12 protein-coding genes are annotated in these 5,916 nt (G+C 44.8%); 8 read left to right on the top strand and 4 right to left on the bottom strand.

Features of this window, described 5'->3' with window-relative positions; translation table 11 throughout:
• Window positions 1-74 precede the first annotated feature (74 nt).
• Window positions 75-1,139 (bottom strand): anthranilate phosphoribosyltransferase family protein, encoded by a 1,065-nt coding sequence (locus LAY57_RS06475; RefSeq protein ID WP_249065512.1) that lies wholly within the window; start codon window positions 1,137-1,139, stop codon window positions 75-77.
• A 92-nt stretch (window positions 1,140-1,231) separates the two neighbouring features.
• A complete protein-coding gene (locus LAY57_RS06470; RefSeq protein ID WP_249065511.1) occupies window positions 1,232-2,197 on the bottom strand; it encodes a LysR family transcriptional regulator in 966 nt (321 codons plus the stop codon).
• Window positions 2,198-2,523: 326 nt separating this feature from the next.
• Between LAY57_RS06470 and LAY57_RS06465 the strand changes: the two genes are divergently transcribed.
• Window positions 2,524-2,697, top strand: a complete 174-nt coding sequence (locus LAY57_RS06465) for a hypothetical protein (RefSeq protein ID WP_249065510.1) — start codon at window positions 2,524-2,526, stop codon at window positions 2,695-2,697.
• Here the strand turns inward: LAY57_RS06465 and LAY57_RS06460 are convergent.
• The gene (locus tag LAY57_RS06460; protein ID WP_249065509.1) at window positions 2,672-2,845 is read right to left on the bottom strand and encodes a Coq4 family protein; all 174 of its coding nucleotides are present in this window, start codon (window positions 2,843-2,845) and stop codon (window positions 2,672-2,674) included. The genes LAY57_RS06465 and LAY57_RS06460 overlap by 26 nt on opposite strands.
• A 182-nt stretch (window positions 2,846-3,027) precedes the next feature.
• Between LAY57_RS06460 and LAY57_RS06455 the strand changes: the two genes are divergently transcribed.
• Genes LAY57_RS06455 through LAY57_RS06445 form a run of 3 tightly spaced genes read left to right on the top strand, consistent with a single transcriptional unit; the run spans window position 3,028 to window position 3,940 of the window.
• Window positions 3,028-3,288, top strand: a complete 261-nt coding sequence (locus LAY57_RS06455) for a hypothetical protein (RefSeq protein ID WP_249065508.1) — start codon at window positions 3,028-3,030, stop codon at window positions 3,286-3,288.
• A gap of 15 nt (window positions 3,289-3,303) precedes the next feature.
• Window positions 3,304-3,528: a hypothetical protein gene (locus LAY57_RS06450; RefSeq protein WP_249065507.1), complete on the top strand. Its 225-nt coding sequence runs from the start codon at window positions 3,304-3,306 to the stop codon at window positions 3,526-3,528.
• Window positions 3,515-3,940, top strand: a complete 426-nt coding sequence (locus LAY57_RS06445) for a hypothetical protein (protein ID WP_249065506.1) — start codon at window positions 3,515-3,517, stop codon at window positions 3,938-3,940. Before LAY57_RS06450 ends, LAY57_RS06445 begins: the two co-directional genes overlap by 14 nt.
• Before the next feature lie 8 nt (window positions 3,941-3,948).
• On the opposite strand, the gene LAY57_RS06440 is transcribed toward LAY57_RS06445, so the two are convergent.
• A complete protein-coding gene (locus tag LAY57_RS06440; RefSeq protein ID WP_249065505.1) occupies window positions 3,949-4,128 on the bottom strand; it encodes a hypothetical protein in 180 nt (59 codons plus the stop codon).
• A gap of 250 nt (window positions 4,129-4,378) precedes the next feature.
• Between LAY57_RS06440 and LAY57_RS06435 the strand changes: the two genes are divergently transcribed.
• From LAY57_RS06435 to LAY57_RS06420, 4 genes are all read left to right on the top strand, one after another.
• Window positions 4,379-4,591, top strand: coding sequence for a type II toxin-antitoxin system VapB family antitoxin (locus LAY57_RS06435; protein WP_249065504.1), 213 nt, complete (start codon window positions 4,379-4,381; stop codon window positions 4,589-4,591).
• The gene (gene vapC / locus LAY57_RS06430; RefSeq protein ID WP_249065503.1) at window positions 4,578-4,985 is read left to right on the top strand and encodes a type II toxin-antitoxin system VapC family toxin; all 408 of its coding nucleotides are present in this window, start codon (window positions 4,578-4,580) and stop codon (window positions 4,983-4,985) included. Before LAY57_RS06435 ends, vapC begins: the two co-directional genes overlap by 14 nt.
• Before the next feature lie 308 nt (window positions 4,986-5,293).
• Complete coding sequence (locus LAY57_RS06425) at window positions 5,294-5,572, top strand: BrnT family toxin (protein WP_249065502.1); 279 nt, start codon at window positions 5,294-5,296, stop codon at window positions 5,570-5,572.
• The gene (locus LAY57_RS06420) at window positions 5,535-5,813 is read left to right on the top strand and encodes a BrnA antitoxin family protein (RefSeq protein WP_249065501.1); all 279 of its coding nucleotides are present in this window, start codon (window positions 5,535-5,537) and stop codon (window positions 5,811-5,813) included. Before LAY57_RS06425 ends, LAY57_RS06420 begins: the two co-directional genes overlap by 38 nt.
• Window positions 5,814-5,916: the final 103 nt, after the last annotated feature.

Genomic DNA, 5,916 nt, shown 5'->3' with positions numbered 1-5,916 from the left:
CTGACCCCCAACAACATACCAAATATAATATAACTCAGTTTGAACGTCGTTTTTCAAAGTTGTGAATATGCCAACTAAACAGATACTATTTGGAAAGAGGCGACAGCTTTACGAATTTCCTGAAGTTTTTTAACAACCTGTCCGCTGGTAAGTAGGTTTGTTGCTTCTGCTATACCGGAGTGCATATCTGGAGAAACGCCAGAATTACACAGATAAAAACCTCCATTCCAGATAGCAGATTGCATCATTTCCGAGGGTTTTCCTTGCAATACAGATTGTATTTGTTCAATTAATTCAGTAGTGGAATCAAGAGATGGATTCTTGTTACTAAAACCATAATCGTTGTGTGCTAAATGCAGGCGTTCAAAGGGCGCGTCTGGCTTAGCAATGCCGATAATGGCGGTGCGATCGCGCGGCAAATCCCCACTTCCCTCTAACCCCTTCACTGTCGTGAAATGCTGAGTTCCCCGCAAGGCGAAGGCGTCTCGAAACATATTTTCGGTGGGCGGATGAACGAATCCAGACACAATGTGGGCATCTCCCGCGTAGGGACACCACATCAATTCCATCGTGGAAAAGGGAGGACGCTTGCCAATTTGGTCGCGGTAGGAAACAAATTCGGCTGCTAAATGAAAATGTCGGGGCAAATAGACAAATCCCAGTCCAGTACTTTCAAAAACCTGCTGAGTTTGTACCAGGGATAATTTACTAAAATCAACTTCTAACCCTTGCCAGATATCAATTAGGGGGAGACCTTCTTTGGTAGGCATTCGATCGCCCCCGTGCATAATTACTGGCACTCCAGCTGCGGTTAGGATTAAAGCTGTGAGGGGACCGATCGGTGCCGTGCGCGATCGCCCATCATAAGGTATACCCAAAACTACCACCTCGGACTTAAACCGATTGCTGGGTTGCAGTTTCGGCCCCAGTTCGTCATAAGCATCCAGCATTCCCGCCAATTCTTCTCCCGTGGGACGCTTGATCCGGTGGGCAATCATAAAAGCTCCAATTTGTGCTGGAGTTGCTTCCCCAAGCAACATCATCTGGGTTGCTTGGGCTGCTTCGTTTCGATTTAAATCTTCGCCGGTATGCGTACCGCTGCCAACTTTTTTCAACAGTTCTCTAAAAACTTTGCTCATAGAAGAAGTTATTGGTTGTTAATTGTCATTTGTTATTAGTCATCGGTTATTGATTTTCTCTTATCCAATGACTAATGACTAATGACTAAAGGCTATATTGCAATACTGTGAGGTAAAGAAGCGGGGATAGTTGTAGTTGGTGACGCCACCGCTAGCGGTTCGGTTTGGATGCCGATTAACTTGTGAACGAGGTTGCGAAAATGCTGAATTGGTGGAATTTGAATGCGATCGCAACTTGTTACCAATACCACCTGACGCTTTAACGTTGGTTCGCAAGTCGATCGTACTGCTAGAGTTGGATCGTAATGGGCGTCAAAAACGGCTGTTTTGGGCAGTAAAGCGATCGCATCTCCTTGGCGCACCATACCTCTAAAAGCATCAAGCGTATTCAGTTCCAACACTGCATTCATAGTTGCACCCAGACGCTGAAATTGGTCTTGTATCAAACGTTGCATTCCATAGCCAACCTTAAACACCACTTGCGGATAACGGGTTATTTCAGACCAAGGTACTCTTTCGTACTGCGTAAGCGGATGATTTACCGCCATCAAAACCTCAATCGGTTCATTGTAAAGCACATCCACCACCATTTCCGGGCTGGCGGTTAAAAATCGATTATTCATGACAATAGCTACATCGACGAGCCCATCTTTAAGGACTTTCAAGGCCCGATCGCTGCCCAGGGAAGTAACTCGCAATTGCACTGCTGGGTAGTCTTGACAGAACTTCTGCAATACTGGCGGCAAGTTATAAGCGCAGATCGAAGGAATGGCAGCCACACAAAGTTCTGGCTGCTTACCTGCCAACAACTCTGCTAATTCCAGTGTCGCATTTTCCCACTCCAGGCAGATTTTCCGGGCGCGGGGTAAAAAACGTTCGCCTCCCAGAGTTAGCTTTGCCTGGTTACTCCGGTGAAACAGCGACAAACCCAGATCTGTCTCCAGGGACTGAATCTGCCTACTGATCGTGGATTGGGTGACGCCACATTTTCGCGCTGCTTGCTGAAAACTGCCGGTTTCAGCGATCGCTAGGAATGCCTGCAACTGCTCGACGCGCATGATGATGTAGCCCGCATTACAATTAGGTCTTGCCTCGACCTTAGCCGATCTGCGGCTGCATTTTAGTAGAATTTGATACAACCTGGTAATGGAGAATTGCAGAGTTCAGATTGAAAAATTGCAAATCTAAAATTTTTGTAGGACGATCGCACTTTGACTTGTGATCCGTATCACTTGTATTTGTAACGTCCAGTCACGTGAGCGTAAGCCAATACATCACCCATTTAGAATAATTTTGTCACCTTTGCCTTAACTTCTGCGTCACTGAATTACCCGAATCAAAGGATCATATTATATAGAGTCTAAACGAAACGGAAACTGGTGTTATGGGTTCTCTACTGAAAATTACAGGTATAGTAACTTTAATTGTCGGCGTGCAATTTATTCAGATGGAATCTAGCTGGGCTACCGTAGAGTTCCACAAATCCATGCAACTTGAGAACTACGTACCGCCCGATCAAGGTTGCCCAGACTCTAGCCAAGGTGCTGGAACGCGCTAATGGCGTTCTGCGACAGTGGCGATCGAACATTGAGGTTCAACTGAGTTCGCAGCGTTTCCAGGGGCGTTTCCCATCGAATATTCCACTGAATGCCAAATAAAGGTTTTGCCTGTTTTCCCATCAACCAGCCTTCAACCAGCGCATTCATATAGTCGCCGCATACAAATCACAAACCAGCATAGAAACCGGGTTTCTTTATTAAATTTACTGTTAACCCATATAAATGGTCGATCGCATTTCTGAATAGATAGGTGAAGTGCGATCGCAGATCCCGATATAGTTGAAGAAGCCAATATCAGCAGGCAGGCTTTCTGCGACAAGGAGATCGGATTGCCCAAGGCGCACGCTCTAGCATTGAGATTGACAAATAACCTATCTTGTGCAGAGATGGCAGTGCTGAACGTACAGAGTGAGAGCGTGAATGTTCGGGTGGCGGCTGAGGCGGCAGATTACCTGTACCGGATGACTGCGGGGAACCTCAAACGGTTTGCGACCTATTTTGATTTGGAGAGTGGGACGGCGCGATCGCTTTATATTACGCAGCAGTTAGTGTGCGCGGCGTTGAAGGTGACTGGTAACATGGAAAAATGAATGTAAGGTTGTTTTATGTCAAATCTTGAATTATTAGCTCAACTGCGGCAGTTATCCCATGATGAAAAAATTGAAATGATGCAGTTTTTAACTGCTGAATTGGCGAAAGAAGAAGGTTTAAAATCATTGGATAATGACGTGGTTTATCGTGCTTGGTCGCCTTATGATTATGGTGATGCTGCTCAGAAATTAATGAGCTTATTAGAACAAGAAGAAGCGAAAGAAAATGCGAAATGCTAAACTATTTCCTTTTATTGAACGAAGGAATCAAGCAGGAGAGGCTAATGTTTTTCCTTATCTACCCATTACTTTAAGTTATCGGGATTATGTTTCGGAAGTTTTTGGTTTGTTGGATACAGGCGCGAGTCTTAATGTTTTACCGTACCATGTTGGTTTAGCATTGGGAGCAGTTTGGGAGGAGCAAACCCTTTCAATTTCCTTAGCAGGTAATCTTGCGCCAGTGGAAGCAAGGGGTTTAGCTGTTGTGGGGCAAATTAGCGATTTTCCACCTGTTCGTTTAGCTTTTGCTTGGGCTAAATCTAACGATCCGCCTATTATTTTGGGTCAGTTAAACTTTTTTCTGGAGTTTGATGTCTGTTTTTATCGTTCACAGTTGGCATTTGAAGTGTGTCCTAAATCTAGGCATAGTTGAATAGCAACCTATACAGACTCATCACCTTGGCGAATCGCTCGTCCGTAAGCCAGTACATCTTCAAAGGCGGGTTCATCTTTGAAAGACCCTGTAATTTGTTGTAACCAATTCGTCGGTTGAGGATTTGCAACTTGTTTCTGCAATTCGTTAATTGCTGCTTCTACTGCTGCCATCCGTTCTTCTCGCATAGGTGTTGGTTGTCATTGGATTTTACTCCTATTGTTATGACAGATTGTAACGTCGAAGCGAGCGATCGCATCTCTGGATAGACAGGCTAAGTGCGATCGCAGATCCCGATATAGTGGAAGAAGCCAGCATCAGCAGGCAGGCTTTCTGCGACAAGGAAATCGGACTGCCCAGGGCGCAAGCTCGCTTCGTTGAGTTTGGATGTCCCTATGCTATATGCTATAATGAGAGAGTTATGTTAGCTAAAAAATTATGAAAAATAATGTTGAAATTAACGAGGAATTGGTTAAAGAAGCCCTGCAATTAACCAACTTAAAAACAGAAAAAGAACTGATTAATTTTGCTTTGCAAGAATTAATTCGTACCCGCAAAAAGCGGAATTTATTGGATTTGAGCGGACAAATTCAATTTTCAACAGACTACAACTACAAAGCCTTGCGAGAAAACCGAAATGTTTCTGATTGATACTTCTGTTTGGATAAGTGTTTTCCGCAATCGCACAGGTGCAGTCCGTCAATCTCTCGAAGCAATAATTAACAATGAAAGCATTTTTTTAAGCCGATTTACTCAGATGGAACTCTTGCAAGGTTGCCGAGATGATCGCGAGTGGACGCTATTAGAAACTTATCTTCAAGATCAAGACTATATCGAGGCAACTCCCGATACTTGGGTGGCGGCTGCCCGAATTTATTACGATCTGCAACGACAGGGTTTAACGCTTAGAAGTAGTATTGATTGTTGCATTGCTCAACTTGCGCTGGAACACCAATTAATTCTAATTCACAACGATCGCGATTTTGAAACAATTCAAAGGGTGCGATCGCTTAATTCTTTGCGCTTTCAACCCAACAATAATTGAAAATTAAAGAAGGTGGATTGGTGATGAGGCAGATTGTACCGTCGAAACGGTCGATCGCATCTCTGGATAGACAGGCTAAGTGCGATCGCGTAGCGTTGTGTCAGTAGTATCGCGATCGCATAGCGTACCGTAGGCGATCGCAAATCCCGATCGAATATCCAAGGCAAACATCAGCACACCCCCCCAGCTAGCGACAAGGAGATTCAGGCTCTAGCATTGAGATATGCGAATGCCGTTCGTCAGCTACGCTAAAGCCTGGGCAGAATGCACGATAATAGAGGCAGCCTAATTAGCATTTCCAGATTTTCATGCAGTTTGAGTGGGATGAAGCGAAGAATTTAGAAAATATTCGCAAACATGAGATTGATTTGGCAGATGTCTCTGAGATGTTTGATAGTCCAATGCTAATTGAGCTAGACGATCGTTTTGATTACGGCGAAGACCGTTGGTTCGGTATCGGTTTCCTCGGTAACGGCATAGCGGTTGTTGTTTGGACAGAACGGCAGAATAACGTGATTCGGATCATTTCAGCACGAAGGGCAAATCGATATGAGCGCCAAAGACTTGAGCAATACCTCTCGTACTAATTGGACAGCACTGGAGGCGATGGAAGATGAAGGGATTGATTACTCTGACATTCCACCGTTGACGGAAGAGTTTTTTGAGAAGGCTACTTTAAGAATTCCCGCGTCTCAAGCACAGCGCCTAGTTCAGATCGATCCAGATGTTTTGAAGTGGTTCCAAGCTCAAAGCGGAGAATATAAAGCTTTAATCAACTCGGTCTTGCGTCGCTACATAGAAGGCGGTGGCGAGCAGTCAGCAGTATAACAACGCCAATGCAGGGGACGGACGAAAGCCGTTCGATTTTTGCTAACATTCATTAACAAAAACTTCCTGTTTCATCTGGGACTGTCGGCAGCACCCCATCCAC

Source organism: Argonema antarcticum A004/B2, assembly GCF_023333585.1.
In the GTDB taxonomy this organism is placed as follows: Bacteria; Cyanobacteriota; Cyanobacteriia; order Cyanobacteriales; family Aerosakkonemataceae; genus Argonema; species Argonema antarcticum.
The sequence above is the reverse complement of the archived record's forward strand: the minus strand, read 5'-3'. Positions and strand labels throughout refer to the sequence as shown.